Annotated in this window: 19 protein-coding genes and 1 pseudogene; 8 read left to right on the top strand and 12 right to left on the bottom strand. The window is 72.5% G+C overall.

Features of this window, described 5'->3' with window-relative positions; all coding sequences use genetic code 11:
• Positions 1 to 367 precede the first annotated feature (367 nt).
• Both ACE101_RS24725 and ACE101_RS24720 read right to left on the bottom strand, forming a co-directional pair.
• On the bottom strand, positions 368 to 1033 hold the full coding sequence (locus ACE101_RS24725) for a 3-oxoacid CoA-transferase subunit B (protein WP_379135351.1): 666 nt from the start codon (positions 1031 to 1033) through the stop codon (positions 368 to 370).
• A gap of 17 nt (positions 1034 to 1050) precedes the next feature.
• Positions 1051 to 1782, bottom strand: coding sequence for a CoA transferase subunit A (locus ACE101_RS24720; RefSeq protein ID WP_379135348.1), 732 nt, complete (start codon positions 1780 to 1782; stop codon positions 1051 to 1053).
• Between the two features lie 304 nt (positions 1783 to 2086).
• On the opposite strand from ACE101_RS24720, the gene ACE101_RS24715 reads away from it, so the two are divergent.
• Complete coding sequence (locus tag ACE101_RS24715) at positions 2087 to 3850, top strand: AsmA family protein (RefSeq protein WP_379135347.1); 1764 nt, start codon at positions 2087 to 2089, stop codon at positions 3848 to 3850.
• 13 nt (positions 3851 to 3863) lie between these two features.
• Here the strand turns inward: ACE101_RS24715 and ACE101_RS24710 are convergent, their stop codons facing one another.
• Positions 3864 to 4712: a protein-L-isoaspartate O-methyltransferase family protein gene (locus ACE101_RS24710; RefSeq protein ID WP_379135344.1), complete on the bottom strand. Its 849-nt coding sequence runs from the start codon at positions 4710 to 4712 to the stop codon at positions 3864 to 3866.
• A gap of 134 nt (positions 4713 to 4846) precedes the next feature.
• On the opposite strand from ACE101_RS24710, the gene ACE101_RS24705 reads away from it, so the two are divergent.
• Both ACE101_RS24705 and ACE101_RS24700 read left to right on the top strand, forming a co-directional pair.
• Positions 4847 to 5422, top strand: a complete 576-nt coding sequence (locus ACE101_RS24705; protein ID WP_379135342.1) for an RNA polymerase sigma factor — start codon at positions 4847 to 4849, stop codon at positions 5420 to 5422.
• Positions 5419 to 5646, top strand: coding sequence for a hypothetical protein (locus tag ACE101_RS24700; protein ID WP_379135339.1), 228 nt, complete (start codon positions 5419 to 5421; stop codon positions 5644 to 5646). Before ACE101_RS24705 ends, ACE101_RS24700 begins: the two co-directional genes overlap by 4 nt.
• A gap of 5 nt (positions 5647 to 5651) precedes the next feature.
• Here the strand turns inward: ACE101_RS24700 and ACE101_RS24695 are convergent, their stop codons facing one another.
• A complete protein-coding gene (locus tag ACE101_RS24695) occupies positions 5652 to 6359 on the bottom strand; it encodes an NAD-dependent deacylase (RefSeq protein WP_379135337.1) in 708 nt (235 codons plus the stop codon).
• A 229-nt stretch (positions 6360 to 6588) separates the two neighbouring features.
• Here ACE101_RS24695 and ACE101_RS24690 point away from each other — a divergent pair, with 229 nt between their 5' ends.
• Both ACE101_RS24690 and ACE101_RS24685 read left to right on the top strand, forming a co-directional pair.
• On the top strand, positions 6589 to 7206 hold the full coding sequence (locus tag ACE101_RS24690; protein WP_379135334.1) for a hypothetical protein: 618 nt from the start codon (positions 6589 to 6591) through the stop codon (positions 7204 to 7206).
• Positions 7203 to 7865 (top strand): HAD hydrolase-like protein, encoded by a 663-nt coding sequence (locus ACE101_RS24685; protein ID WP_379135331.1) that lies wholly within the window; start codon positions 7203 to 7205, stop codon positions 7863 to 7865. Before ACE101_RS24690 ends, ACE101_RS24685 begins: the two co-directional genes overlap by 4 nt.
• A gap of 4 nt (positions 7866 to 7869) precedes the next feature.
• Here the strand turns inward: ACE101_RS24685 and ACE101_RS24680 are convergent, their stop codons facing one another.
• Entirely contained in the window at positions 7870 to 9117 is a 1248-nt protein-coding gene (locus ACE101_RS24680) for an adenosylmethionine--8-amino-7-oxononanoate transaminase (protein WP_379135329.1), read from the bottom strand.
• A 32-nt stretch (positions 9118 to 9149) separates the two neighbouring features.
• A complete protein-coding gene (locus ACE101_RS24675; RefSeq protein WP_379135327.1) occupies positions 9150 to 10082 on the bottom strand; it encodes a bifunctional helix-turn-helix transcriptional regulator/GNAT family N-acetyltransferase in 933 nt (310 codons plus the stop codon).
• 154 nt (positions 10083 to 10236) lie between these two features.
• On the opposite strand from ACE101_RS24675, the gene ACE101_RS24670 reads away from it, so the two are divergent.
• Together ACE101_RS24670 and bioD are read left to right on the top strand one after the other, a co-directional pair.
• Positions 10237 to 11376 (top strand): aminotransferase class I/II-fold pyridoxal phosphate-dependent enzyme, encoded by a 1140-nt coding sequence (locus ACE101_RS24670; protein ID WP_379135323.1) that lies wholly within the window; start codon positions 10237 to 10239, stop codon positions 11374 to 11376.
• Complete coding sequence (gene bioD / locus ACE101_RS24665; protein WP_379135320.1) at positions 11373 to 12065, top strand: dethiobiotin synthase; 693 nt, start codon at positions 11373 to 11375, stop codon at positions 12063 to 12065. The genes ACE101_RS24670 and bioD overlap by 4 nt, the downstream gene beginning before the upstream one ends.
• A 58-nt stretch (positions 12066 to 12123) precedes the next feature.
• On the opposite strand, the gene ACE101_RS24660 is transcribed toward bioD, so the two are convergent.
• The 5 genes and pseudogenes from ACE101_RS24660 to ACE101_RS24640 all read right to left on the bottom strand — a co-directional run bounded on the left by ACE101_RS24660 (position 12124) and on the right by ACE101_RS24640 (position 22311).
• Positions 12124 to 14238 (bottom strand): response regulator, encoded by a 2115-nt coding sequence (locus ACE101_RS24660; protein WP_379135317.1) that lies wholly within the window; start codon positions 14236 to 14238, stop codon positions 12124 to 12126.
• Positions 14223 to 18632 (bottom strand): annotated as a pseudogene (locus ACE101_RS24655) (response regulator); the annotation flags it as partial. The pseudogene ACE101_RS24655 and the gene ACE101_RS24660, both read right to left, overlap by 16 nt.
• Before the next feature lie 1073 nt (positions 18633 to 19705).
• Entirely contained in the window at positions 19706 to 20083 is a 378-nt protein-coding gene (locus ACE101_RS24650; protein ID WP_379135314.1) for a response regulator, read from the bottom strand.
• 4 nt (positions 20084 to 20087) lie between these two features.
• Positions 20088 to 21596, bottom strand: coding sequence for an RAD55 family ATPase (locus tag ACE101_RS24645; protein WP_379135312.1), 1509 nt, complete (start codon positions 21594 to 21596; stop codon positions 20088 to 20090).
• A gap of 151 nt (positions 21597 to 21747) precedes the next feature.
• On the bottom strand, positions 21748 to 22311 hold the full coding sequence (locus ACE101_RS24640; RefSeq protein ID WP_379135310.1) for a hypothetical protein: 564 nt from the start codon (positions 22309 to 22311) through the stop codon (positions 21748 to 21750).
• 396 nt (positions 22312 to 22707) lie between these two features.
• Here ACE101_RS24640 and ACE101_RS24635 point away from each other — a divergent pair, with 396 nt between their 5' ends.
• Entirely contained in the window at positions 22708 to 24597 is a 1890-nt protein-coding gene (locus ACE101_RS24635) for a putative bifunctional diguanylate cyclase/phosphodiesterase (protein WP_441005382.1), read from the top strand.
• 20 nt (positions 24598 to 24617) lie between these two features.
• Here the strand turns inward: ACE101_RS24635 and ACE101_RS24630 are convergent, their stop codons facing one another.
• Complete coding sequence (locus ACE101_RS24630) at positions 24618 to 25613, bottom strand: class I SAM-dependent methyltransferase (RefSeq protein WP_379135306.1); 996 nt, start codon at positions 25611 to 25613, stop codon at positions 24618 to 24620.
• Between the last annotated feature and the right edge of the window lie 482 nt (positions 25614 to 26095).

Raw genomic sequence — 26095 nt, 5'->3', positions numbered from 1 at the left:
AAGAAAGCACCGGCGATGCGCCGCGTCACACTCCGCATGTCGCGTGAGGTGGTCCGGCGTCGCCGAAAACCGGGTCCCATGCCACGGGGCCCCATGCCACGGGCTTTGCGAGGATCGGGTTGGATTCGCGGTGCGAGCCGGCGCTCCACCCGCGTCGCGTCCGATGGGCCGCGGATCCCCGCCGGGAGACCGCGGGCCACGCTTCCAAGGTCTCGAGCGGCGCCCGATCACGGTGCAATCGGGCGCTGCTCCAGGTTTTTGATGTTACCGCATTGTCTGCGACGAACCGGGATCCACTTCGTCGGACGATGCCCTGGCGAGGAGCGCGGCCGGCCCCGGTTCCTCGGGGACCGGCCCGTAGTCCGTCTCAGGTGTTCTTGAGCGCCACCCGATACTCGGCCTCGGTCTTGGCCCGGATCTCCTCCTCGGTGACGCCGTCGGCGAGTTCGATCAGGCTCATGCCGCCGTCGCCCTTCTTGTCGATGGCGAAGACGCCGAGATCGGTGATCACCATGTCGACGACCTGCGTGCCGGTGAGCGGCAGGTCGCAGGCCTTGAGCAGCTTGGCGGATTCCGAGCCGTCCTTCGCCTTGGCCACGTGCTCCATCACCACCACGACCTTCTTGACGCCCGCCACGAGGTCCATGGCGCCGCCCATCCCCTTCACCATCTTGCCGGGGATCATCCAGTTGGCGAGGTCGCCGTTCTGGGCCACCTGCATGGCGCCGAGGATCGACAGGTCGATGTGGCCGCCGCGGATCATCGCGAAGGAATCCGAGGACGAGAAGTAGCTCGTGGTCGGCAGTTCCGTGATGGTCTGCTTGCCGGCGTTGATGAGGTCCGGGTCCTCCTCGCCCTCGTAGGGGAAGGGACCCATGCCGAGCATGCCGTTCTCCGACTGGAGCTGCACCGACATGCCGTCGGGGATGAAGTTCGACACCAGCGTCGGAATGCCGATGCCGAGATTGACGTAGAAGCCGTCCTGCAGTTCGCGGGCGGCGCGGGCCGCCATCTGGTCGCGCGTCCAGGCCATTGAGCTCTCTCCTCGACTTAGATGGCGCCGCCGCCGGCCGCGGCGGCATCGGGGCGCTTGCGGGTGGTGCGCTGCTCGATGCGCTTGGCCGGGTTCTGCAGGTGGACGAGGCGCTTCACGAACACGCCCGGCGTGATGATGTGGTCGGGGTCGATCTCGCCCGGCTGGACGAGGTGCTCCACCTGCGCCACCGTCATGCGCGAGGCCGTGGCCATCATCGGGTTGAAGTTGCGCGCGGTCTTCCGGTAGACGAGGTTGCCCTCGGTGTCGCCCTTCCAGGCGTGCACGAGGGCGATGTCGGCGAAGAGGCCGCGCTCCATCACGTAGTGCTCGCCGTCGAACTCGCGCACCTCCTTGCCCTCGGCGATCAGCGTGCCGACGCCGGTCTTGGTGAAGAAGGCCGGGATGCCCGCGCCGCCCGCCCGGATGCGCTCGGCGAGCGTGCCCTGCGGGTTGAACTCGATCTCCAGTTCGCCCGCGAGGTATTGCTGGGCGAAGGTCTTGTTCTCGCCGACATAGGACGAGATCATCTTCCTGATCTGGCGCGTCTCCAGGAGGACGCCGAGGCCGACCCCGTCGATGCCGGCATTGTTCGAGATGACGGTGAGGTCCTTCGCGCCGCTCTCGCGCACGGCGTCGATGAGGACGTCGGGGATGCCGCACAGGCCGAAGCCCCCGGCCATGATCGTCATGCCGTCCCGCAGCAGGCCCGCCAGGGCCGCCGTGGCGTCGGGATATACCTTCTTCATCGCGGTTCCTCTCCTGGACGCCGGACCTCGTGCGGATCCGGCGCCTGCCGCGTCCACCTCCCGCACGAGGCGGGTGCTCGACAGACCCCTTCTTAAGCATCCTTCGGGCGGGCGGTCACCGGGGACCCGCACGAAAACTGCGACGCTCCGGCTTGGGACCGCAAGGCCCGTGCCGCGCCGGGGCTGAAGACAAATCGTCCCCGAAAGAGTATGGGAGGCGGCAAGGGGATGGAACGTGCGCCGCCTGCGGGCGGGCGGCGCGACCGTGGGGGGCACCTGAGGTCACACCATCAGCCGGGGAGCGATGTCGCGCCGATCCATCTTGGTCCTCTGCGGCGGCGCCTCGGCGCTGGCGCTCGCCGCTGCGGCCTGCCAGTCCTGGGGCGTCGCGACGCCCGCGGCCCGCGCCTTCGTCGGGCGCCACCTCGCCCGGGCCTACGGTCTCGCCTTCGAGGCGGAGGGGCCGACCACCCTCGCCCTGCTGCCCGCGCCGCGCCTGCGCTTCCGGGGCGTGCGCGTCCTCAACGACGGCCGCCTGCTCGCCGAGAGCCGGGAGCTGGAGGTGCAGCTCGGCCTCGGCGCGCTGCTCGCCGGCCAGGCCGAGGCCGCCGCCCTGACGCTCGGCGATGCCCGCTTCGTGCTGCCCGAGGGGGAGGGTGACGACCGCTGGGCCGGTCCCCTCGCCCGCCTGACCGCGCGCCTCGCCGAGGGGGCCCGGCCCCTGCGCCGTCTCGCCGTCACCGGCGGGCGGATCGCGGTCGGCGAAGCCGGGCCCGACCGCGTGAGCGACCTCGCCGTCGCGGCGAGCTGGCCCCGGGCCGGGGCCGGGCTCGACCTGTCCGGCCGCTTCTCCTGGCGCGGGGTGCCGGCCACGATCGTGCTCGCCGCCGCCCGCCCGCTCGATCTCGCCACGGGGAATCCGAGCCCGCTCAAGGCGGCCTTCGGCTGGCCGTCCGGCAGCCTCGATCTCGACGGGACGGGGTCCTGGCGGGACGGGCCGCTGCTGGCGGGCCAGGGCCGCTTCACCACCCGCGCGCTGCCCGAGACCCTGGCCTGGCTCGGCGTCCGGGCGCCGCTCGCCCCCGTCCTCGGCCGGGCCACCCTGGAGGGCCGCTTCGAGGCGCGGCCGGACGAATTCGCGATGCCGGCCCTGCGGCTCGCCGTGGCCGATACGGTGCTCGACGGGGCGGGCGGCGCGACCCTGGGGCCGGACGGCCGCCTCGCCCTCTCGGGCACCCTCGCGACGGAGCGCCTCGACCTGTCGACCCTGCTGCCCGGCCGGTCCGATCCGGACTGGGTGCGCGCGCCCCTCGCCCTCGCGCCCTGGACGGGCGGCGACCTCGACCTGCGCCTCTCGGCGGCATCGGCCCGGATCGGTTCCCTCGAGGCCGAGGACGTCGCCGCGGGCCTCCTCGTCCGGGCCGGCGCCGTGGAGGCGAGCCTCGGACGCGCGACCGTGCAGGGCGGCACCGTCAAGGGGCGCGCCGTGCTCCTCGACGGCGGTTCGTCCGGGCTCGAAGCCAAGCTGCAGGGCACGGCCGACCGGGTCGATCTCGGCGCGCTGCTCGCGGATCTCGGCCTGTCCCGGCCGGTCCTCGGGCGGCTCCACGGCTCCCTCGCCCTCGACGCGGCCGGGTCGGACCTCGCCGAGATGACGCGCCGGGTCGGCGGGCGCCTCGCCGCGACGATCGACCAGGGGGAGATCGCGGGGGTCGCCCTGGCGGAGGTGCCGGGGGCCGAGCCGGTGCTGCGCCGCGGCAGCCGGCTGTCCTTCGAGCGGGCCCAGCTGACGCTCGGGGTGGCCGGCGGCCTCGGCGAGATCATGCAGGGACAGGTGCGCACCGGCGCCTCCGCCCTGACCCTGCGCGGCCGGGTCAACCTGCCCGAGCAGCGGCTCGCCGCCGAGATCGAGCCGGTCTCGCGCGATCCCCTGCGCGGCGCCGAGCGCCGCGGCGAGGCCCGCTCCCTCTACGAACTCGCCGGTCCCTGGGCGGCCCTGCGCCTGCGCCCCCTCTCCCCCTCCCGCCCCCCCGGCCTGCCCACCGCCGCGAGCGCCTACGCGCCCTGAAGCGGCCGGGACGTCACGCGTAAGTGAGGCTCCAGCCCGGCGCGCGCAGCCAGCAAGCCTCCTCCGGAACGAGATCGGTGCGCCGCAGGGCGGTGACGCGTCCGGCGCCGCCCCGGGCGAGGGCCGCCGCCAGGGCGGCACCCGAGGCGGCGTCGCGGGCGCCGATGCAGGGATAGTAGCGCGTGCCGCAGAGGCAGCGCGCCGCGAAGGTTTCGCCCCGACGCTCGACGAGCAGGATCACGCCTTCGGTGATGCCCTCTCCCCTGTCCACGGTCAGGGGCAGGATCAGGCGTCCATCCGCCGTCAGGGCGTCGAGCCACGGGTCGGCAGGGTGCGTGCATCCGGCCGTGACCAGGATCGCGTCGGCGGGAGGCAGCGGGACCGCGCTGCCGTCGCCCTCCACGACGCGCACCTGCGGCAGGCCGCCGAGAGCTTGGCGGGCCCGTGCCGCGAGATCCGGTTCGTGCTCGATCGCCAGCACCGCGCCCTGTGGGCCGACGAACCGGCCGAGGATCGCCGTGTAGTAGCCCGTGCCGCAACCGACATGAACGGCGGTCTCGCCCGCGGCGAGGCGCAGGTGGCCGATCAGCCCGGCGACGAAGGAAGGCTGCCCCGTGTTGAGGCGGCGCTCCGGCTGCAGGGCGATGGGCACGTCCTGATAGAGGTAGACCGGATCGGCATCCGGCGTCGGCCGGTAGCCGCCCGACCCGCGGGCGAGCAGCCAGGGGCCGGGCGGCAGGAAGCGCTCCCGCGGCAGGTCCGCCAGGGCGTCCTCCAGGCGTGGATCGGCGGCCTGTGCCGCATGGGCCACCTGCTTGGCATAGGCGCGGCGCAGCGCGCGCAGGTCGTCGTCCGTCGTCATCCGTCGTCTCCGGGATCTGTCCCCCACAAGACGCGGTTCGCGCGTCGGCGCGGACGGGCCCGGAAATTTTTCGGTGCGGGGTCCGCGCGGTCTCCCGCCGCACGTAGAGTCCCGGAGTGGAGGACGCTTTCGCGGTGAGACCATCACGCATCGGTGCCGCTGCCGCGCCCGAGGAGGATGGGCCCGATCTGGCCGAGGCCCTGGCCGCCCTGTCCGACGCCGATCTGGTGCGGCTCGAAGCCGTGGCCCGGCTGCGGGCCCGCTCCGTACCGGGGCTGGATCCGGCCGACCTGCTGCATGAGGCGGTGCTGCGTGCCCTCAGCGGCGCGCGGCACCGGCCGCCCGGCCTGCCGCTCACGGTCTTCCTCGCCGGCTGCATGCGCAGCCTCTGCCAGGACCACTGGCGCCGCCTGCAGCGCGAGCGCCGGGTGATGGTCGCGGCCGGCGAGACGAGGGTGGAGGCCGAGCCGGATCCCGCGCCGCAGGCGGATCCCGAGCGCGTCCTGGCCGCCGCCCAGGCCCTGCGGGCCCTCCGCGGCCTCTTCGAGAGGGATGCCACGGTGCTGGCGATCCTCGATGGCCTCGCCCAGGGGGCGACACCGCCGGAGATCCGGTCCCGGTACGGCCTGTCCGAGACCACCTACGATACGGCGCGCAGGCGCATGCGCCGCGCGCTCCTGCGCCTGTCTTCGGATGGAGCCCGCTCATGACCCCACCTCCGACCGGCTGGCGGCCGGATCTCACCCTGGAGCGTCTCACTGCGGTGCTGGAGGCGGAACTCCTGGCGGCTCCGGTCGCCGAACTGGACTGCCGCCCCGGCCGCGATACGCCCCGGGCCCGGGCGCGGGCCGCCATTGCCGAGGCCCTGGCCCGCGCCGAGCGGGGCGGGACGGTTCCCGGACCGCCGCCCCGCCCCGGCGCCCGGCAGCCGTGAGGCCGTCAGATCCGGCCGGCCAGCACCGCCCCGACGAAGGCCGGCACCGCCGCGGTCGCCGGACCATAGGCGGCGGTGTCGAAGATGTGGGCCGTGTCGGAGGGGGCGAGGTTGATCTCGTGGGTGGGGATGCCCCGGCGGCGCGCCGCGGCGACGAAGCCCGCCGCCGGATAGACCGCCCCCGAGGTGCCGATGGCGACGAAGCGATCCGCCGCCGCCAGGGCCGCCTCGATGGGGTCGAGATGAAGCGGCACCTCGCCGAACCACACCACGTCCGGGCGCATCCCGCCCGCGCGCCCGCAGGCCGGGCAGGCGGTCGCGACGGTCAGATCGCTGCGCCAGGGCGCCGAGGCCCCGCAGGAGCCGCAGCGCGCCCGCAGGATCTCCCCGTGCATGTGCACGACCTCGGTCGCGCCGGCACGCTCGTGCAGGTCGTCGACGTTCTGCGTGCACAGGAACAGGCGCCCGCCCTGCGCCGGCAGCGCCGCCTGCAGGCGCGCGAGCGCCCGGTGCGCGGCGTTCGGTGCGGCCTCGCACACCCCGCGCCGCCGCAGGTTGTAGAAGGCGTGGACCTCGTCGGGATCGGCCGCGAAGGCCTCGGGGCTCGCGAGCCGCGCGGGGTCGAACCGGCGCCACAGCCCGCCCGGGTCGCGGAAGGTTCCGAGCCCGCTCTCCGCCGAGACGCCGGCGCCGGTCAGAACGAAGATGTTCATGCTGCACCCGCTCCGCGGCCCGCTGCGGAGCGGCACAGGACACGTCCTGAACTTGCGGCTCCGGCGTTTTCCCCTGCCCTTAAACGCTCCGACATCCTCCAGATCATGCTTGTTGGCACTTTATTAACCTCCCGCATGGACAAGGGGTGCGTCTCATCCTAAGTGAGGGGCAGGCGCCGGCGCAGTGTGCGGAGGGCGCCATCCCGAACAGATCGCTTCAGGACACTCGATGACGCGCTACCGCGCGAGACCGTCGTTCACGGTCGAGATCAAACGTACCCGCAACTCTCCCATCGCCGCCACCAGCGAGGCCGTCGCGCCGAAGCCGCAGGCGAGCACCCTCTGGGCCGGAACCGGCCTGATCGAGGAGGCCGCTGCCGCGAGCGAATCCGGCCGCTTCGATCCCGCGCCCGGTCTCTTCGGCAAGGCCCCCGAGGCCGCGGCGCCCGCGCCGCGCGCCGCGCGCGGTTCCGCTTCCGCGGCCTCGCGCCGGGTGCTGCCGAGCCTGATCGCGCCGCCCGAGCCGCCGCCCGAGCCGGAGCCCGTCGTCGAGGAGGAGCCGATCTTCCGCCGCCGGCGGCCGATCGTGCGCAAGCCCGCCGCGCCGCCGGCGAGCCAGGGCTTCGTCTGGCCCGAGGATTGGCCGGACGAGCCGCCCGCTCCGCCCGCGCCCGCGCCCGCGCCCGCGCCCGTGCCGGCTGCGCCGCCCGCCCCGGCTCCGGTGCCCGCCGCCCTCGCCGCCGCGCGGAGCGGCAGCGCCGAGGCGGCCCCCCGGGGCAAGCGGCGCGAGGACGAGCTGCGCGTCGGCGAGCGCTGGAAGCGCCGCCTGCCGCGCTACTGCCGGTGAACCCGGCCGGTCCGTACGGGCTCGCGATCCTCGATTTCGACGGGACCCTGGCCGACAGCTTCCCCTGGTTCTGCCGGGTGCTGAACGATGTTGCCGACCGCTACGGCTTCCGGCGCATCGCCCCGGAGGACGTGGAGCCCCTGCGCGGCCTCGGCGCCCGGGAGGTCCTGCGGCGCCTCGAAGTGCCGGGCTGGAAGCTGCCGTTCATCGCCCGCCACATGCGGGATCTCGCCGCCCGCGACATCGCGGAGATCCGGCCCTTCGCGGGCATTCCCGCCCTGCTGGAGCGCCTCGACGCGGGCGGGATCCGCCTCGCCGTCGTGACCTCGAACCGCGAGGACATCGTGCGCCGGGTGCTCGGCCTGGAGAGCGCGGCGCGGATCGCGCAATTCGCCTGCGGCTCGGCCCTGTTCGGCAAGGCCCGCCGGTTCAGGACCGTGGTGCGGGCGAGCGGGATCGCGCCGGAGCGCGTGGTCTGCCTCGGCGACGAGATCCGCGATGCGCAGGCCGCCGCGGCCTGCGGCCTCGCCTTCGGGGCGGTGGCCTGGGGCTACACCCGGGCCGAGGCGCTGGCGGCCCAGCAGCCCGCCCATCTGTTCGCGAGCCCCGAGGCGGTCGCCGCGGCCCTGGTGCCCGAGCCTTGCCGCGTCCCGGCCTGACCGGTCAGGCGCCGCCGAGCACCGCCCGCATGGCGCCGAGGAGCAGCGCGAGGTCGCCCTCCGGGATGGTGAGGGCGGGCGTCAGGTAGACGATGTCCCCGAAGGGGCGCACCCAGGCGCCCCGCTCCAGGAAGGCCGCCTTCAGGCCGGCGAGGTCGAGGGGAGGCGCGAGCTGCACCGCCCCGATGGCGCCGAGCACCCGCACGTCGACGATGCCGGGCCGGCCGCGCAGGGGGGCGAGGCCCTCCTCCATGAGCGCCGCGATGCGGTTGGCCTGGGCGAGGCGCGGCTCGCGCGCGAACAGGTCGAGGCTGGCATTCGCCGCCGCGCAGGCGAGCGGGTTCGCCATGAAGGTCGGCCCGTGCATCAGCGCGGCGGCCGGGTCGTCCGACCAGAAGGCGGAGAAGATCTCGGCCGTCGCCACCGTGGCGGCGAGCGGCAGGGTGCCGCCGGTGAGCGCCTTCGACAGGCAGATCAGGTCCGGCACCACGCCCGCCTGCTCGCAGGCGAACAAGGTGCCGGTGCGGCCGAAGCCGGTGAAGACCTCGTCGAGGATCAGGATCAGCCCGTGGCGGCGGCAGAGCCGCGCGATGCTCGCCAGCACCTCGGGCGGGTGCAGGCGCATGCCGCCCGCCCCCTGCACCAGCGGCTCCACGATCACCCCCGCCAGGGTGTCGCGGTGGCGGGCGAGCCCGGCATCGAGGGCGGCCTCGCGCGCGCGCGTGTCGGGCAGGTCGAAGAAGACCTGCTCGGGCAGGTAGCGGCCGAAGCGGCGATGCATCCCCTCCTCGGGGTCGCAGACCGACATCGCCCCCATCGTGTCGCCGTGATAGCCGCCCCGGAAGGCGGCGAAGCGGCTGCGGCCGGCGACGCCCCGGTTGAGCCAGACCTGGGCCGCCGCCTTGAGGGCGACCTCGACCGCCACCGAGCCCGAATCCGAGAAGAAGACGTGATCGAGGTCGCCGGGCAGGAGCGCGGCGAGGCGGTGCGCGAGGGCTTCAGCCGGCGCGTGGGTCAGCCCGCCGAACATCACGTGCGGCATGGCGTCGAGCTGGGCGGCCACCGCCTGTTTGATGTGGGGGTGGTTGTAGCCGTGGCAGGCCGTCCACCAGGAGGCGATGCCGTCGACGAGCTCGCGCCCGTCCTCCAGCACGATGCGGCTGCCACGGGTGCGCGCCGCCCGCAACGGCGGGGCGGCCGTCTTCATCTGCGTGTAGGGGCGCCAGAGACGATCGTCGCGGGGTTCGCTCATGCGGGCGGCTTCGGCCCGAACGGGCGGTGGTGTCAAGCCGCGAGGTCGAGCGTCCAGGTCTCGCCGACGAGGTCCGCCCCGAAGGAGCGGTGGGGGGCGCTCTCCGTCAGGCGGAAGCCGGCCTGCTCGTAGAGGCGCCGGGCCGGCACCAGCACGTCGTTGGTCCAGAGGGTCACCTGCCGGTAGCCGGCCTCGCGCGCGAAGGCGAGGCAGGTCTCGACCAGCCGCCGGCCGGTGCCGGTGCCCCGCGCCGCCGCCTCGACGTAGAGGAGCCGGAGCTTGGCCACCGCGTCCGACTGGCGCATCAGGAAGATGCTGCCGACCGGCTCGTCCCCGCGCATCGCCACCCAGCCGCGCTCGCGGGCCGGGTCGTGGTTCGCCGCGAACCCCGCGAGGATGTCGGCGACCAGGGCCTCGAAGCCGTCGTCCCAGCCGTATTCCTCCGCGTAGAGGCGGCCCTGCCGGTGGATGATCCAGCCGGTGTCGCCCGGGCGGAAGGGACGCAGGGCGATCGGCGCGGGCGGCTCGCCGAGGAGCCGCTGCACGGTCCGCATCGCCCGCACCAGGGCCGCCCTGTCCGCCTCGGGCAGGCGGTCCAGCATCGCGCCGACCTCGCGCCGGGAGGCCGCGTCGAGGGGCGCGAAGGCCCCGCGCCCGGCTTCCGTCAGGGCGAGCACCTGGCGGCGGCCGTCCTCGGCCGAGGGCGCGCGCAGGAGGAGCCCCTGGGCGGCGAAGCGCTTGAGCAGGCGGCTGAGATAGCCCGCGTCGAGCCCGAGATCCTGGCCGAGATCGCTGGCGGTGAGCCCGTCGCGATGCGCGAGTTCGTAGAGCACCCGCGCCTCGGTGAGGGAGAAGGCGCTGCGGTGCAGACCCTCGTCCAGAAGGCCGATCTGCCGCGTGTAGAAGCGGTTGAAGGCGCGGACGGCGGCAACGGGATCGTCGGTGTGGGCTGACGGCGCGGTCATGGCTTTCCCCAGGCCCGAGAACGGTGACCGGTTTTATTGACTGAGTCAAATATTTTCATGTCCCCGCGACCAGGGGATTCCGCAGCGGCTCTCCGCCAAAGCGCTATCCGCAGCCGCCTTGACACCGATGGCCTGCCGGCGCCACAGCGCCCCGATGCCGGCACCCCACACTCCCAGCCTCGACGCCTTCGCCCAGGCCAAGCTCGCCGGGCTCGACGAAGCGGGCCTGCGCCGCCGCCTCGTTCCCACCGCGCGCACGGGCGGGGCCCGGGCCGAGCGCGGCGGGCGCCCGGTGGTCTCGTTCTCCTGCAACGATTATCTCGGCCTCGCCACGCACCCCGCCGTGATCGCGGCGGCGCGGGAGGCGCTGGAGCGCTTCGGCGCCGGCAGCGGCGGCTCGCGCCTCGTCACCGGCGACCATCCGGTCTTCGCCGAACTCGAAGCGGCGCTCGCCCGGCGCAAGGGCCACGAGGCGGCCCTCGTCTTCGGCAGCGGCTACCTCGCCAATCTCGGCATCACGCCCGCGCTCGCGGGGGCGGGCGACCTGATCCTCATCGACGAACTCGGCCATTCCTGCATGTGGGCGGGCACGCGGCTCTCGGGCGCCCGCACCCTGCCCTTCCGCCACAACGACCTCGGCCATCTCGAGGAACTGCTCGCCCGCGAGCGCGGGAGCGCCCGCCACGCGCTCGTCGTCACCGAGCGCGTCTTCTCGATGGACGGCGACCGCGCGCCCATGGCCGGCATCCTCGCCCTCGCGCGGACCTTCGACGCCTGGACCCTCGTCGACGACGCGCACGGGCTCGGCGTGGTCGGGCCGGACGACACCGCGCCCCTGGAGATGGGCACGCTCTCGAAGGCGCTCGGCAGCTACGGCGGCTATCTCTGCGCCTCGCGGGCGGTGATCGACCTCCTGACCTCGCGGGCGCGCAGCTTCGTCTACACGACCGGCCTGCCCCCCGCCTCCGCCGCCGCGGCGCTGGCGGCGCTCGCGGTGATCGAGGCGGAGCCCGACCGGGCGGCCCGGCCCCTCGCGCTCGCGCGCCGCTTCACGACCCGCCTCGGGCTTCCCGAGGCGCAGAGCGCCGTCGTGCCGGTGCTGATCGGCGAGGCCCCGGCCGCGCTCGCCCTGTCGCGGGCCCTGGAGGAGCGCGGCTTCCTCGTGGTGGCGATCCGACCGCCCACCGTGCCCGCCGGCACCGCGCGCCTGCGCGTCGCCTTCTCGGCGGCGCACGACGAGGCGGAGGTCGACGCCCTGGCCCAGGCTCTCGTCGATCTCGGGGCGCGCGGATGAGCGCGCTCTTCGTCGCGGGCGCCGGCACCGAGATCGGCAAGACCTACGTCACCGCGGCACTGACCCGGGCCCTGCGGGCGGCCGGGCGGCCGGTCGTCGCCCTCAAGCCCGTCGCGAGCGGCGTGCCGCCCCTCGCCGATCCGGATTTCGCGCTGAGCGACACCGCCCAGCTCCTGGCCGCCCAGGATCTGCCGGTGAGGCCCGAGACGGTGTCGGCGACGACGCCCTGGCTTTTCGCCGCACCGCTCGCCCCCGATCTCGCCGCGGCGCGCGAGGGCCGCAGCCTCGCCCTCGCGGATCTCGTGGCGTGGTGCCGGGAGGCGATCGCGCGGGCGCCCGCCGGGACGGCGGTGCTGGTCGAGGGGGTCGGCGGGCTGATGAGCCCGCTCACCGCCGAGGCGACCGGCCTCGCGTGGCTCACGGCGCTCGGCCTGCCGGCCCTGCTCGTCTCGGGCAGCTATCTCGGGGCGATCAGCCACGCGCTGACCGCGATCGAGACCCTGCGTCGTCACGGGGTGGCCCTCGTCTCCGTGGTGGTGAGCGAGACCCCCGGCGCCCCGACGCCCCCTGAGACCGTGGCGGAGGCGATCGCGCGCCACGCCGGCGTGCGGGTGCTCTGCGTCCCGCGAGGCGGGGCGTTTCCGGCCGAAGGGCTCGACGTCGTTCCGCTCGACGTCGTTCCGGGCTGACGCGGCATCGTCGCCGCCGAACCGGTGACCGCTTCCGCGAACGCGGCGGAGGCGCGCGTCAGGGCGCCTCCGGCACCAGCACCGCCGCGAGCAGCATCGCCAGCTCCTCCTGGCTGAACGGCTTGGCGAGGCGCGGCAGCGGAGTCTCGCCCTCGCTCGGCAGCTCGGCGAAGCCCGTCGCCAGGATCACCGGCAGGGCCGGATGCGCCGCGCGCAGGCGACGGGCGAGGTCGAGGCCGGTCATCCCCGGCATGGCGTGATCCGTCACCACGAGGTCGATCCCCGGCCGGCTCTCCAGGAGGGCCAGCGCCTCCGCGCCGGAGGTGGCCTCGAGGGCGACGTGGCCGAGATCCTCCAGCATCGCCGCGGTGCCGATCCGCACGAGCGGATCGTCGTCGACCACCAGGATCGTGCAGGACGCAAGCGCCGCCGGATCCGCCAGCGGCGCGGCCGCCGCCGGCTCGGCCTCGACCGCCGCCGCAGCCGGCAGCCAGAGGGCGACCGTGGTCCCCTGCCCCGGCGCGCTCGACACCTGCAGGATTCCGCCCGACTGCGCCACCAGCCCCTGCACCATGGACAGGCCGAGCCCCGTGCCCTTGCCCGGCCCCTTGGTGGTGAAGAACGGCTCGGTGGCCTTGGCGAGGGTCGCCGCGTCCATGCCGATGCCCGTATCGGTCAGGGCGATGCGCACATAGGGCCCCGGGGGCAGGCCGGGCGCCTGCGCCACGGCGCTGCCGTCGAGGGTGATCGTGCCGCCCGCCGGCATCGCGTCCCGGGCATTCACCGCGAGGTTGAGGAGGGCGAGTTCGAACTGGTTGGCGTCGATGCGGATCGGCGGCAGGTCGGCGGGCAGGAGCATCACCAGGGCGACGCTGGGTCCCAGCGCCCGCTCCAGCAGGTCCCGCATGCCCTCGACCAGCCCCGCCACCGCCACGGTCTGCGGGCGCAGCTCCTGGCGGCGGGCGAAGGCGAGGAGGCGCTGGGTCAGGGCCGCGCCGCGCTGCGCCCCCTGGATCGCGTTGCCCGCCAGGCGGTGGGCGAGGTCGTCCTGCGGATCGAGGCGCTTCTCCAGGAGTTCGAGGGAGCCCAGCACCGCCATCAGCAGGTTGTTGAAATCGTGCGCCACGCCGCCGGTGAGCTGGCCGATCGTGTCGAGCTTCTGCGCCTCGAAGAGCTGGGCGAGCGCCGCCTCGCGCTCGCGGGTGCGCTCCTCGATGCGCCGCTCCAGCTCCCGGTTGAGGTCGATCAGGGCCTCCTCGGCCCGCTTGCGCGCCGTGATGTCGTGGGTGACGCCGCTGAGCCGCCGCCGACCGGCCGCATCGAGGGTGGTGGCCGCCCCCGCCACGCACCAGCGGGTCTCCCCGTCCGGCCGCACGATCCGGAACTCCGCGTCGAAGGGCTCGCCCGTGCGCGCCGCGTGGCGGCCGAGCGCCCGCATCCGCGCCCGGTCCTCCGGGTGGAGCAGGGCATCGACGCTCTCGGGCGTCGGCACGAACCCGGCCGGATCGACGCCGAACAGCCGGTACTGGCCCTCGTCCCAGGTGTATTCCCGGGTCGCGGGGTCCCAGTCCCAGGAGCCCATCCGCCCGGCTGCGAGCGCGAGGCTGCGCCGCTGCTCGCTCTCGCGCAGGCGCGCCGTCGAGGCTTCGAGCGCGGCGGTGCGCTCGGCGACGTGCCGCTCCAGCTCGGCGTTGAGCCGCTCCAGCTGCCGGGTCTTGCGGTAGAGCTCGGCGAAGATCCGCACCTTGGCGCGCAGCACCGCCGGCACCACCGGCACCGGGACGTAATCGACCGCCCCCGCCTCGTAGCCGCGCAGGTGGTCGAGGTCGCTGATCTGGATCGCCGAGACGAAGATGATCGCCACGTGCTGGTAGCGCGGGTGCTCGCGGATCATCGTCGCGAGCTCGAACCCGTCGAGTTCGGGCATGCAGACGTCGATCAGCACCACGGCGATCTCGGTGCGCAGGAGGTGCTCCAGCGCCTCGCGGGCGGAGGTGGCCTTGAGCAGCGTGTCGCCGAGCTCGCTCAGGATCACCTCGTAGCTGAGCAGCTTGCCCGGCTGGTCGTCCACCAGCAGGATGTTGACGCGCTCGTCCGCCCGCCGCACCGGCGGCGAGGCCTCCGCCTCGGGCGGCGTGCCGGTGGCGGGCAGGAAGGTCAGCGGTGCAGCCATAGGCGGAGCGCCGAGAGGAGCTGTTCGGTGTTGACGGGCTTGGCGAGGTAGTCGGAGGCGCCCGCCTCCAGGCATTTCTCGCGGTCGCCCTTCATCGCCTTGGCGGTCAGCGCCACGATCGGCAGCCGCCGGAAGGCCGGATTGGCGCGGATCACCTGCATGGTCTCGTAGCCATCCATCTCCGGCATCATGATGTCCATGAGCACGATGGCGACATCCGGCCGCGCCTCGATGATCGAGATCGCCTCGCGCCCGGTCGTGGCGGTGAGCACCCGCATGCCGCGGCGCTCCAGCACGCTCGACAGGGCGAAGATGTTGCGCGCGTCGTCGTCCACGAGGAGGACCGTGCGCCCGACCAGATCCTCGTCCGAGCGGTGCAGGCGCTCCAGCATCCGCTGCTTCTCGGGGGGCAGGTCCGCCACCACCCGGTGCAGGAACAGGGCGGTCTCGTCGAGCAGGCGCTCGGGCGATTCCACGCCCTTGACCACCACGCTGCGGGCGAGCGCGTGGAGCCGGGCATCCTCGTCCGGCGAGAGGGCGCGGCCGGTGAACACCACCACGGGCAGGTCGGCGAGGGTGTCGTCCTCGCGCAGCCGCTCCAGCACCTCGAAGCCCGTCATGTCGGGGAGCTTGAGGTCGAGGACCACGCAGTCGATGCCGTGCGTGCGCAGGGCCGCCAGCGCCTCCGTGCCGGTCTCGGCCGTGACGATGTCGATGTCCTGATGCCCGAGCAGGGTCGCGATGCCGAGGCGCTCGGCCGGGTTGTCCTCCACGATGAGGAGCCGGCGCCGCCGCGGCTCGGCGAAGCTCTTGATGCGCTGGAGCGCCGAGCCGAGATGCTCGGGCGTGGTCGGCTTCGACAGGAACGCGAAGGCGCCGCGGGCGAGGCCGTGGCGGCGGTCCTCGTCGAGCGTCACGATCTGCACCGGGATGTGGCGCGTCGCCGGATCCTGCTTGAGGTGGCTCAGCACCGTCCAGCCCAGCATGTCGGGCAGGAACACGTCGAGGGAGACGGCGGTCGGGCGGTGGCGGCGCGCGAGCGCCAGCGCGTCGGCCCCGCGGCTCGCGGTGACCACCTTGAAGCCGGTGTCGCGGGCGAGCTGGGCCAGCACCCGGGCGTAATGCGGATCGTCCTCGACGACGAGCAGCACCGCGTCGCCGGGCTGCAGGGTCTCGCGGTCGTCGCTCGCCGCCGTCTCGGCCACCGGAGCGGGCGATGCCGCCGTCCGGGCCGGCAGGCGGGGCGCGGCCGGGAGCACGCTCGCCGCGCCCCCGTAGGCGAGCGGCAGGTACAGGGTGAAGGTGCTCCCCACCCCCGAGGCGCTGCGCAGCTGGATCTCGCCGCCGAGCAGGTTGGCGAGTTCGCGGCTGATGGCGAGGCCGAGCCCGGTGCCGCCGTACTTGCGGCTGGTGCCAGCATCCGCCTGCTGGAAGGCCTCGAAGATGATCCGCTGCTTCTCGGGCGGGATGCCGATGCCGGTATCCGAGACCTCGAAGGCCACGACCGTGGGCGCGCCCGCGAGCACCGGGTGGTCGGCGCTCCAGCCGCCCGTGGCCGGCGCGACGCGCAGGCGCACGCCGCCCTGCTCGGTGAACTTGAAGGCGTTCGACAGGAGGTTCTTGAGCACCTGCTGGAGGCGCTTGGAATCGGTGACGAGGGTGCCGAGCCCCGGCGCCATCTCGACGTCGAAGGACAGGCGCCGGTTCTCCGCCTCGTGCCGGAACGGCCGGGCGATGGTGGCAAGCAGGTTGGCGACGCCGATCTCCTCGGCCTCCACCGAGACCGTGCCGGATTCGATCTTCGACAGGTCGAGGATGTCGCTGATCAAGTTGAGCAGGTCGGTGCCCGCGCCGTGGATCGTGCGGGCGAATTCCACCTGCCGCTCGGACAGGTTGCCGTCCGGGTTCTCGCTGAGCTGCTGGCCGAGGATCAGGATCGAGTTGAGCGGGGTGCGCAGCTCGTGGCTCATGTTGGCCAGGAACTCGGACTTGTACTTGGAGGTGAGGGCGAGCTCCGCCGCCTTCTCCTCGAGGGCCCGGCGGGCCCGCTCGATCTCCTGGTTCTTGGCCTCGACCTCGTCGTTGCGGTCGGCGAGCTGCTGGGCCTTCTGCTCCAGCTGCTCGTTGGTCTGCTGCAATTCGCGCTGGCGGATCTGCAATTCGCCCGCGAGTTCCTGGGACTGCTTGAGCAGCCCCTCGGTCTGCATCGTCGCCTCGATGGAGTTGAGCACGATGCCGATGCCGGTGGTGAGCTGCTCCAGGAAGGAGATCTGCAGGGCCGTGAAGGTGGTGAGCGAGGCGAGTTCGATCACCGCCTTGACCTGCCCCTCGAACAGCACCGGCAGCACGATGGCGTTGCGCGGCAAGGCCCGGAACAGGCCCGACACGACGGGCGTCGCGCTGGTCGGCAATTCGGCGATGAGCATGCGCCGCGCGTCGCGGGCGCATTGGCCGATCAGCCCCTCGCCCACCGCGAGCCGCTCGGGGTGGCCCGCCGCGCCCCCATCCGCGTAGGCCGAGAGCAGCCGCAGGCCGACCGGGCCCGCCTCCCCGCCCTCGACCCGGTAGATCACCCCCTGATGCGCCTCGACGAGCGGCGCGAGTTCCGAGAGCAGGGTGCGGCCCACCGTGGCGAGGTCGCGCTGGCCCTGCAGCATGTTGGTGAAGCGGGCGAGGTTCGTCTTCAGCCAGTCCTGCTCGGTGTTGCGCTCCGTCGTGAGACGGAGGTTGCCGATCATGGTGTTGATGTTGTCCTTGAGCTCCGCGACCTCGCCGCGGGCCTCGACCTGGATCGAGCGGGTCAGGTCGCCCTTGGTCACGGCGGTGGCGACCTCCGCGATGGCGCGCACCTGCGTGGTGAGGTTGGCCGCGAGCAGGTTCACGTTGCCGGTGAGGTCCTTCCAGGTGCCGGCCGCCCCCGGCACGTTGGCCTGTCCGCCGAGCCGCCCCTCGACGCCGACCTCGCGGGCGACCGTGGTCACTTGATCGGCGAAGGTCGCGAGCGTCCGGGTCATGTTGTTGATGGTCTCGGCGAGCGCCGCGACCTCGCCCTTCGAGGCCACCGTGAGGTTCTGGGTGAGGTCGCCGTCCGCCACCGCGGTCACGACCTTGACGATGCCGCGCACCTGCTCGGTGAGGTTCGCGGCCATCACGTTCACGGTGTCGGTGAGGTCCTTCCAGGTGCCGGCGACGCCCGGCACCTGGGCCTGGCCGCCGAGCTTGCCCTCGGTGCCGACCTCGCGGGCGACGCGGGTGACCTCGGAGGCGAAGGCGTTGAGCTGGTCCACCATCGTGTTGATGGTGTTCTTCAGCTCCAGAAGCTCGCCCTTCACGTCGACGGCGATCTTGCGCGAGAGGTCGCCGCGGGCCACCGCCGTCGTCACCTCGGCGATGTTGCGCACCTGGGCGGTGAGGTTGCCGGCCATGGAATTGACGTTGTCGGTGAGGTCCTTCCAGGTGCCGGCGGCGCCCGGCACCTGGGCCTGGCCGCCGAGCTTGCCCTCGGTGCCGACCTCGCGGGCGACGCGGGTGACCTCGGAGGCGAAGGCGTTGAGCTGATCGACCATCGTGTTGATGGTCTCCTTCAGCTCCAGGATCTCCCCCGAGACGTTGACGGTGATCTTCTTCGACAGGTCCCCGCTCGCGATCGCCGTCGAGACCTCGGCGATGTTGCGCACCTGGGCGGTCAGGTTCGAGGCCATCGAGTTGACGTTGTCGGTGAGGTCCTTCCAGGTGCCGGCGGCGCCCGGCACCTGCGCCTGGCCGCCGAGCCGCCCTTCGGTGCCGACCTCGCGGGCGACGCGGGTCACCTCCCCGGCGAAGGCGTTGAGCTGGTCCACCATCGTGTTGATGGTGTTCTTGAGTTCGAGGATCTCGCCCGAGACGTCGACCGTGATCTTGCGCGAGAGGTCGCCGCGGGCCACCGCCGTCGTCACCTGCGCGATGTTGCGCACCTGCGCGGTGAGGTTGCCGCACATGGCGTTCACCGAATCGGTGAGGTCCTTCCAGGTGCCGGCGACGCCCGGCACGATGGCCTGACCGCCGAGCTGCCCCTCGGTGCCGACCTCGCGGGCGACGCGGGTGACCTCGGAGGCGAAGGAGCGCAGCTGGTCCACCATCGTGTTGATGGCTTCCTTGAGCTGCAGGATCTCGCCGCGCACGTCGACGGTGATCTTCTTCGAGAGGTCGCCGTTCGCGACCGCGATCGTCACCTCGGCGATGTTGCGCACCTGGGCGGTGAGGTTCGAGGCCATCGAGTTGACGCTCTCGGTGAGGTCCTTCCAGACCCCGGTCACCGCGCGCACCTGCGCCTGCCCGCCGAGCTTGCCGTCCGTGCCGACCTCGCGGGCGACGCGGGTCACCTCCGAGGTGAACTCGCCGAGCTGCTCGATCATCGCGTTGACGATGGTGGCCGAGCGCAGGAACTCGCCCTGGAGCGCCCGCCCGTCCACGTCGAGGGGCACGGTCTGGAGGAGGTCGCCCCGGGCCACCGCGGTGACCGCCCGCGTCACGGCGGTGGTCGGCCAGACGAGGTCGTCGATCAGGGTGTTGACGGAGGTCTCCATCTCCCCCCAGGCGCCCTGGCCGAGGTCGAAGCGCACGCGGGTGCGGGTGCGCCCCTCGCGCCCCACCACCTGGCCCACCCGTTCGAGCTGCCCGGCGATGCGCTCGTTGGCGGCCACGATCTCGTTGAAGGTGTCGGCGACCTTGCCGGAGCGGCCGGTGAGGTTGCCCGGCAGGCGCACGCTGAAATCGCCCGCCCGCATCGCCTGGAGGGCGGCGAGCAGCTGATCGAGGTCGAGATCGGGAGAGGCCTCGCCCTCCGCCATCCGCCGCGCGAAGAGGGCCGGTCCCGCCGGGGTGATCTCCTCCTCATGCCGCGCCGCGTTGCCGTCCGGCTCCATGGCCAAGCTCCCCCCGGTATGGTCCCGGTGGAGGATATCCGCAGCGCTGGCAACAGTCTAACGGAACGCCTGCGTGACGTTCGAACGAACAGCCGATGGACGGCGGGCCGTGCGGACCGCGATGATCACATGCCGCCCGCCTTGCGCCTCGTAGAGGATCACGCGGCTTCCATGCTCATGCAGGCTCACGCCGCCGTAACTCCGGAACGGTCCCGTCCGCGGCGCGCCCGAGCCGCGGATCGTCGGCCCGCATCTGGAAGCAGCGCTGCGTGCCGGTTCCGTGGCGATCCGCCGACCCGGCCCGAACCGCTCGATCCCGAACAGAGGATGGCGGGCCGCTCATCCCGGGCTCGACGGGTCGGCCCGCGCCGGCCGACGTGAGGCGCCGCGCGACGGTGACGAGCCCGCGAGGGCATGCGGGCAGGGCCATCTCTCAGGCGATTCCCCGCGGGCGGTCCTCATACGGTTTCCGGATGATCGCTTCGCGATGCGGAAACCGGCCTCGCTCAGGCGCCGCGCGGGCTCGTGATACGGTTTCCGAAAGTGATCTTCCGGAAACCGTATCAGTCCCGCCCGGCCCCGCCGAGCGCCGCCGTCACCGCGTCCCGCGCCTGCTTCAGCCGGAAGGGCTTGCGCAGGACGGCCGTGTAGCCGTCGCAGCGCTCGCGCACGGCCGCCTCCGGCATCGAACTCATCAGCACGACCGGGATCGCCGCGGTCGCCGCGTCCTCCGCCAGGGCGCGCAGCATGGCCGGTCCGTCCATCACCGGCATCATGAAATCGAGCAGGATCAGGTCGGGCTTGGTCTCGGCCTCGGCGAGGCGCATCAGCCCGTGACGGCCATTGGCGGCGGTGAGCACCGTGTGGCCCTCGTCGGTGAGAACCGCGTCCAAGAGTTCGGCGATGCCGAATTCGTCGTCCACGATGAGCACCGTCGCCACCCCGTCACTCCCCGCCGCGCCGCAGGGGCAGGTGCTGGAGTTCGGCCAGGATCGCCTCGGCGCGCTCCGGCCCGTCCTCGACGGCGATGCCGCCGTCCCGGATCGCAAAGCAGCGCAGGCGCTGGTCGATGGCGCTGTCGCGGGCCTTGATCACCGACACCATGCGATGGAGGGCCGAGCGTTGCTCGACGAAGCGCATGACCAGGATGTTCTCGGTGATGGCGGAGGCTCCCCTCAGCGACACGCCGCTGAGCGGCTGACCTGCGGCGAGCCCGGTGAGATCGGTTTCCATCGTGACCACGCTCGTCACGTTGAGGGCCCGCAGCTCCGCCGTGAGCGCGGCGACGATGCGGATGATCCGGTCCCCGTCCTCGGTCAGGCGGCTCATCGCGTCGAGTCCGTCGATGAACACGCGCCGGACGCCCAGGTTCCGCACGGTCGCGAGCAGCCGGTCGCAGATCTCGTCGATCAGCCCCTCGGTCGCCGGCTGCCACATCAGCGAGACGGCGCCATCGGCGATCGCCCCGGCGACGGGCAGGCCGAGCGCCCGCGCCTTGGCCGTGAGCGCCGCCTCGCTCTCGTGGAAGCCGACGAGCAGGCCGGGCTCGCCCGGCCCGGCCCCCAGGAATTGCAGGCCGAGGGTCGTCTTGCCGATGCCGGAGGGGCCGACGAGCAGCGTCGTGGAATGGAGCGGCAGGCCCCGGCCCAGCATGGCGTCGAGGGCCGGGATGCCGAGCGAGACCGCCGGCCCCGTCACGTGGTCGCGCCGGCTGGGCTCGCGGAAGCGCGCCTCGGTCCGGGGATGGACCACCACGCCCTCGTCCGTGATGCGGAAGCTGTGGCGCCCGCGCAGGAAGCCGCTGCCCCGGAACTTGCGCACCTCCAGGTCGCGCTCGGCCCGGCGCCCGTGCAGGCGGCTCGACAGCTCGATGAGCCCGTCCACCATGGTGTGCTCGGCCGCCGCCATCGGGGCGCCCGCCGAGGCGCTGGTCAGGAGCAGCACCGTCGTGCCGCTGGCCGCCGCCTGGGTCTGCAGCTCGTGGATGAACTTCTTGAATTCGAGGGCCGAATCCGCGCTTTCCTCCGCCGCCATCACGCCGTCGAGGATGAGCAGGTCGGCCTCCCGCTCGGCGGCTTCCCGGCGCAGCAGCGCGAGCAGGCCGGCCAGCCCCTCGTCCTGCAGGGTGCGAAAGGCCGACAGGTAGGTCAGCCGGTCCGGGATCGCGCCCGCGTCGAAGAAGGCCAGCCCGGCGATGTGTCCGAGCATGCGGGCGTGGCTCTCGGCGAGCAGGGTGACGTAGAGCGCCCGCGCGCCGCGTTCGGCCGCATGCGTGAAGCAGGCCTGGTTGGCGAAGATGGTCTTGCCGCTGCCGGGCGTGCCCTGGACGATGTAGACGCCGCCCTCGAACAGGCCGCCGCCGAGGATCTCGTCGAGCCCGGCGATCCCGGTCGGGACGCGCGCGGGGCTGCCGTAGGTGCCGGTCCGCGGCGTGCTCGCTCCCGCCTCCGTCATCGTACTCTCGGCCCTCGTCAGCGCTGGAGTGGCAGAGTTACCGTGAAGGTCGAGCCTTCACCAGTCCTGCTGCGCGGACTCATGCTCCCGTCCCTCGCCGCGGCGAGGCGGCGCAAGCCGGAGCCCGGCGCCGAAGGGGATGCGGGCCGGCTCAGCGCCGCGGAACGGCGACCTCCACCACCCGGGCCGCGCCGGAACGGGAGGCGGGCGGACGCGCCGGCTGGGCCCTCTTCTCCCAGGCGCCGCCTCGGGTCCGGCCGTAGACCGCCGGCCCGATAGAGGCCGTCCGGGCCGTCGCCGGCGCGCGCGGGCTCCCGCCCTCGATGACGTAGACCACCGGCTCGGCGCGGGGCGGGCTCGCGATGCCCGCGACGGTCGGGATGCCGTAGGTGCCGTATCCCCAGGCGGAGGGCACGAGTTCCGACGGCTGCGGCAGCGTCAGCAGCGGCCCCTCCGCCACGACGGGGGGCGCCGCCTCGCTCGCCACCACGCCGCCGGCGAAGCCGGCCGGCACCCCGCCGAAGCGGCCGTGCCGGAACCCGGATCCGGGCGGCCGGGCGGCATGGCGCAGGGTGTGGGGCGGCCGCAAGGCGCCGCCAGCCGGCCGCAAGGCGCCGCCGGCCGGCCGCAGGCCGGGCGCCGGGTCCGCGGCGGCGGGGCTCGCCGCGCTCAGGGCCGCCACGGCGAGGCCGAGGCCGATCAGGTCACGCCACATCGTGTGGTGCCTCCCAGGGAATCCGCCCGTCAATCGCGCGACGCCCATGGTCGTTCCCTCCCCGCGCGAGCGCCAGCCGTGGCAGAATGCGCAGGGGCGAGGAGCCCGCCCGAGTGCCCGGCATTCGCCTGCTCCGCCGTGGCCGCAAATGTCCGTGCGCGGACAAACCCGTCCGATCCCGATTTCATCGCAGATCCGGCCGGTCGAGAGCCGGGCGGAACGTTTCTCACTTGGCCGTTAACGTTTCTTGAGACGCTCGCTGCTATCACTGGTTTCATCCAGGATCCAGATATGCAAGCAGACTTCACCAAGTTGCTCGACGCTGAGATCGCCAAATCTTGGTATGACCGGAGATTTGGACTCCTCAAGCGGCTGTATGATGCGCATCAGCGGCAGGTGCAACGCCAGGATGCGCGGCTGGCGATCTGGTTCGTCGGTGCCCTGTACATCCTGTTCTCGATCACCGATGCGATCCTCATCGGCGACGTCATCTTCTACGCGGTTCTGTCGCGGCTCGCGATCGGAGCCGTCTACATTCTCTGCATCGGCGTGCAGATCAGGCGGAACGTCGATGCGGCGCTGATCGAGCTGCAATGCGCGCTCGGGGTCGTCATCGGCTACGCGTCCTGGCTGCTCCTGACGGTATTCAGCGCCCACAGCGCGAACGTCTCCTATTATCTCGCGTACGGCACCGTCTTCATGATGGTGTCGAACCTCTTCTTCAATTTCCGGTTCCGCGTCGCACTCCTCACCTCAGGCCTCATCACCGTCATCTTCTTCGTTTCGACGTTGATGTTCTTCGCTTTTCCGTTCCAGTATTACGTGGCGATCGGGTCGTTATACGTCCTCAGTTTCGTGCTGACGATCTTCATCAATTGGAAGTTGAACCGCGAGCGCTATCGCGTGTTCCTCAACTCGATGCGGGCGGAGATCCGCCAGCGGCAGGCGACGGAGCGCGGCGAGGAACTGCTGAAGCTCTCGACCACCGACGCCCTCACCGGCCTGGCGAACCGCCGCGCCATCGATCAGCTGCTCGGCGAGTTCTGGACCGCCTGGACGGCGCGGTCGGCGGCCTTCGGCGTGATCCTGGTCGACATCGACTACTTCAAGATGTTCAACGACTATTACGGCCACCAGAAGGGCGATGCCTGCCTGGGGGCGGTCGCCCGCGTGATGGAGGGCGTGGCGTCCCGGCACGGCTGCCGGATCGGCCGCTTCGGCGGCGAGGAGTTCATCCTCCTCCTCGAAGCCGAGACCGAGGCGCGGATCGCCGCCGTGGCCGAGGACATGCGCAGCAGCGTCCAGGCCCTGCAGATCCCGCATGAGGCGCGCCTCGACCATCTCGCCACCGTGACGGTGAGCATCGGCGCGGCCTTCTGCCGGCAGATCGCTGCCGACAAGCCCGAGCGGATCATCACCGCGGCGGACCGCGCCCTCTACCTCGCCAAGGACAGCAACCGGAACTGCGTCAAGCTCTTCGACGAGCGCCTGTTCGGCGCCAACAGCACCCAGGACAGCGTGACCGAGGCTCTGCGCTCCGCGATCGAGCAGGAGCGGGTGTCCCTGGTCTACCAGCCGATCTGGGACGTGGCGGCGGGCCGAATCCTGGCCGTCGAGGCCCTGATGCGGCTCTATGACGCGGATGGCAGCGCGATCTCGCCCGGAGCCTTCATTCCGGTCGCCGAGCGCACGGGCGCGATCGTCGAACTCGGGACCTGGGCCTTCCGGCAGGCCTGCCGGCAACTCGGCCGCACGGAGGCGATTCCGACGATCAGCGTGAACGTCTCGGCGGTGCAGCTCGGGCGGCCGAACTTCGTCGAAACCCTCGCGGCCATCCTGGCGGAGGAGCGGATCGCCCCGCACCGGCTCGCCGTCGAGATCACCGAGGGGCTGGAGATCGAGACCGATTCCGCCGTGGCCGAGACGATCGCGGCCCTCAAGCGGCTCGGCGTGCAGATCTGGCTCGACGATTTCGGCACCGGCTTCGCCGGCCTGTCCTGCCTCAGCCGCATCAGCTTCGACACGGTCAAGGTCGACCGGCTCTTCGTGCAGGCCAGCGACACGCCGCGCGGCGCCAAGATGCTCAAGGACATCGTGACGCTCGTGCAGAATTCCGGCCAGAACATCGTCGTCGAGGGCGTCGAGACCGGCGATCAGGTCGAGCTCCTGAAGCAGTACGGGGTGCGCCTGCTCCAGGGCTTCTACTTCAACCGGCCGATGTCCGCCGACGCCCTGGGGCTTCTCGCGGCCAAGGGCGGCCGGCTCGCCCCGGGCACCGCCGGGTGACGGCCCGGCGGCGGCGGGACTCAGCGCTTCTCGATTTCCAGATAGCCGATCAGGCCGCTCTCATCCTCGACGTAGCGGGTTTGGGCGATGGCGGCGGGCGGGATCTCGGCCGCGAAGGCCTCGATCTCGGCCCGGGACCGGTAGAGGAGATACCAGTCCATATAGGCCTCCATATAGGCCTCCTCGCGCACGCCGGTGCGGAAGTTCGGGATCAGCAGGCGCCCGCCGCTCTTCAGGAGGCCGAACAGGCGGTGGGTCAGCCGGGCCGCGAGCCGCTCCTCCAGATAATCGTAGAGGCCGGCCGCGTAGACGAGGTCGAAGCTGCCGAGGCCGTGCCGCCCGGCGAGGAAGTGCCGGACGCTCAGGGGGCGGGTCTCGATCGCGGGCGAGATCGTCTCCCGGTAGCCGGCCACCACCTCCAGGCTGACCGGGTCCTGGTCGGTGGCGACGAGGCGCGCCACCCGGCCCTCGCGCAGGGCAAGGCTCTCCTCCGCCTCCCGCAGGTGGCCGCAGGCCACGGCGAGCACCTCCGCCCCCGGATGCCGGTCCGCCACCGCGTCGATGGTCCGCGCCAGGAGCGCCTTGCGCTGCCGCACGGCCTGGCAGGCGCTGACATTCACCGTGTGGGCCATGACCGCCCGTCCGCCCGCCGTCGCGGCCTCCTCCGACGGCCGCGCGACCGGATGACGGTAGACGAAGTCGAGCAGCCCGGCATCGCCCGGATATCCGCGCGGCCGCTCGAAGGAGTGGCGGGTGAAGGGGCATTCGTGGACCAGGGCCGCCACCTTGTGCCCGCGCGCCGCCGGAAGCACCGCCTCGCGCCACGTCCTGTCCTTGAAGGAATCCTTGAGCAGGCCGAGGAAGTCGATCAGCTCGGCGATGAAGGGGTCGTATCCGCCCTCGATCGCGATGTCGTGGACCTGATCGAGCGCCCGATTCACGTCGTAGGCCACGGCCGCGTAGTGCCGTTCGAGGGAACGGACCGGAAGGCGCGTGTAGACGGAAGGTGAGAGCAAGGCGCGCGGGGTCGGAGCCGCGATGCCGGGCGCGGCAGGATTGCGGACCGGCCGGAGCGAAGCTTGGCTGATCTCACGGATCACGTGTGCTGAATTGCGGCTCATGACCATTCGTTTCCGGAAGCATCCGACTTTGGTGAGTGGAGGCGCCCCCAGCCCTCCAGCGATCCAAAGTTAACAAGGTATTAAAGAGAACGCACGCATTCGAGCGAACGTCAGCCTGTGTATAGCGTGTACAACCTGTGTTCTAGAAATCGCAGTAATAGTGTTGTTCAGAGTTTGAATATCGCCCCTAATCCGGATAGATAAGGATCGGGCAAGCATGGCGTGGCGCTGAATAATGCCGGCGCGGGTGGCCGGGTGAACGGCCCAGCTCGGCCGCTCTCTCCTGGATGCAACTCTTGGTGGGTGCAGCTTCGGCGCGCGCGGCGCGTCCGGCGGCTGTTTTCCCTTGGGTCATGAGGCCGATTCCGGCCTTCGGC

The organism is Methylobacterium carpenticola (genome assembly GCF_042748905.1).
Classification (GTDB): Bacteria; Pseudomonadota; Alphaproteobacteria; order Rhizobiales; family Beijerinckiaceae; genus Methylobacterium; species Methylobacterium carpenticola.
The sequence above is the reverse complement of the archived record's forward strand: the minus strand, read 5'-3'. Positions and strand labels throughout refer to the sequence as shown.